This window comes from Micromonospora sp. NPDC049580 (genome assembly GCF_040675595.1).
Taxonomy (GTDB): domain Bacteria; phylum Actinomycetota; class Actinomycetes; order Mycobacteriales; family Micromonosporaceae; genus Micromonospora.
Genome location: NZ_JBFAPG010000696.1, coordinates 1 through 2,308, shown reverse-complemented (window position 1 = coordinate 2,308; position 2,308 = coordinate 1). Strand labels below are relative to the sequence as shown.

The window sequence follows — 2,308 nt, the reverse complement described above, 5'->3', positions numbered from 1 at the left end:
GACGAAGCCGGTCATCCGGCCGGCGGCCACCTCGAAGGACACGTTCTTGAGTACCTGCCGGTCGCCGAAACTGCGGTCGACGCCGTCGAGTTGGAGCGTTCTCGTCACGCGTCCACGCTAGATCGAACCCGTCGGCCCGCCATCCCTCCGGGGGCTGAGCCGAGGGGTCCGCCGAGCGACGGACACCGGTCATCCGCCGGGGCGGACCACCCCGTTCTCGTACGCGAACACCACCGCCTGGACCCGGTCGCGCAGGCCCAGTTTCGCCAGCACCCGACTCACGTGCGTCTTCACCGTCGCCTCGCCGAGGCACATCGTCGCAGCGATCTCGGCGTTGCTCGAGCCGGCGGCGAGCAGCACCAGCACCTCCCGTTCCCGCGGGGTCAGCTCGCCCAGCGCGGCCTCGGCATCGGCCCCCCGGTGCGCGGTGCCCGCCGGATCACCGGGACGGGCGAACGTGGAGATCACCCGGCGGGTGATCTCCGGGGCGAGCAGACCGTCGCCGCGGGCCAGCACCCGGATCGCCTCGATCAGCTCCTCGGGTGTGCCGTTCTTGAGCAGGAAACCGCTGGCCCCGGCCCGCAGCGCGGTGAAGAGATAGTCGTCGCGGTCGAAGGTGGTGAGGATCAGCACCGCCGGTGCGTCGGGCCCGTCGTCGGTGATCCGCCGGGTGGCCTCCAGCCCGTCCATGCCGGGCATCTCCACGTCCATCAGCACCACGTCCGGGCGCGTGGCGCGGGCCATGGTGACGGCCCGCGCGCCGTCGGCGGCCTCACCGACCACCGTGATGTCGTCCTCCACCTCCAGGATGATCCGAAAGCCGGTGCGCACGAGATGCTGGTCGTCGGCGAGCAGCACCCGGATCGGGGTGATCGATGCGGTGCTCACGACGACCGCCCCGCCCCGGCCGTCAACGACCGTCCGTCTCCGGTTTCGCGCTGCCGGCCGATCGCCGGGTCCGCGAGCGGGAAGCGGGCACGGACCCGCCAACCCCCGCCGGCCCGGGGCCCGGCCTCCAGCTCGCCGTCGTGCGCGGTGACCCGCTCGCGCATCCCGATCAGGCCGAGCCCGGCGGCATCGGCCCGGCCGCCGGTCCGTCCGTCGTCGGTCACGTCGACCTCCACCTCCCGGGCCAGATAGCGGACCCGCACATCCAGCAGATCCGCCCCGGCGTGCTTCAGGGTGTTGGTCACCGCCTCCTGCGTCACCCGGTAGGCAGCCTGCGAGACCGACTCGGGCAGTGCGACGGGCTCGCCGTACACCCCGAGGGTGGCCGTCAGGCCCGCGGCCCGCGCCCGCTCGACCAGCTCGGCGATGCGCTCGACGTCGCCGGGCGCGGGCCGCTCAACGTCGCCGTCGCCGGAGGCGCGCAGCACGCCGAGCATCCGGCGCAGCTCGTCGACGGCGGTGCGGGCGCTCTGCTCGATGGCGGTGAGTGCCGTGCGGGCCTTGCCCGGGTCGCGGTCGAACACCCGGCGGCAGGCGGACGCCTGTACGCCCATCACCGACACGTGGTGGGCGACGACGTCGTGCAGCTCCCGGGCGATCCGGACCCGTTCGCCGAGCACCGCCCGCTCCCGGCCCTCGGCCTGGGACCGGCGCAGCTCCTCGGCCTGTTCGCGCAGCTCGTGCTCGCGCCGCGCGGCCACCCAGGCGGTCTCGCCGAAGAAGTACGCGAACCCGAAGACCAGCACGTTGACCAGGACGCCGCTGACCATCGCGGCGAGCACCGGCGGCACCGGGCCGACCGCGTCGTCGAAGGCGCCGGGCGGGATGTGGTCGATCGTCACCGCGTAGTAGACGCCCAGCCAGGCGAACATCGTGGCGATCACGCCGATCCGCAGCCGGCGGGCCACCTGATGGTCCGGTCCCCAGGCGCCCATCGTGTAGAGGGCGCAGAACAGGGCCCACGCGGAGAACTGGGTCTCCGGCGCCGACCGGGCCTGCGCGGCGATGAACGCCACCGCGACGACCAGCAGGGTGGCGGCCGGCCAGCGCCGCCGCCCGACCAGCGGAAGCGTCACCGCGACGGTCCAGAACAGCTGCTCCAGCCCGGACGGCGGTGGCCCCAGCAGGAACGCCCCGGTGCTGCGGGCCAGGGTGAGGCTGACCAGCGCCAGCCCGGTCACCGCGAGCCCGATCCACAGGTCGATCCGCCGCTGCTGGGCCGTCGGGCCCGGACGCCGCCACTCGTCGCGCTGTGCCTCGGTCATCCGGGAACGATGCCACGTCGCCGGCCGCGCCCGCTATCCGGACGGACCGGCGGTGACCGCGCGCCGACGTGCGGCGGCCCGACGCGGTGTCCGCG

Annotated in this window: 2 protein-coding genes and 1 pseudogene; all 3 read right to left on the bottom strand. The window is 74.2% G+C overall.

The features are described 5' to 3' along the window. A pseudogene (locus AB0J68_RS31105) lies at window positions 1-108 on the bottom strand (ABC transporter ATP-binding protein); the annotation flags it as partial. Between the two features lie 81 nt (window positions 109-189). After that, window positions 190-888, bottom strand: a complete 699-nt coding sequence (locus tag AB0J68_RS31100; protein ID WP_363942334.1) for a response regulator transcription factor — start codon at window positions 886-888, stop codon at window positions 190-192. Continuing rightward, window positions 885-2,213: a sensor histidine kinase gene (locus AB0J68_RS31095; protein ID WP_363942331.1), complete on the bottom strand. Its 1,329-nt coding sequence runs from the start codon at window positions 2,211-2,213 to the stop codon at window positions 885-887. The genes AB0J68_RS31100 and AB0J68_RS31095 overlap by 4 nt, the downstream gene beginning before the upstream one ends. Between the last annotated feature and the right edge of the window lie 95 nt (window positions 2,214-2,308).

Excerpts from the sequence above, each read along its gene's own strand:
- AB0J68_RS31095 (WP_363942331.1), bottom strand. The coding sequence starts at position 2,213 with ATGACCGAGGCACAGCGCGACGAGTGGCGGCGTCCGGGCCCGACGGCC.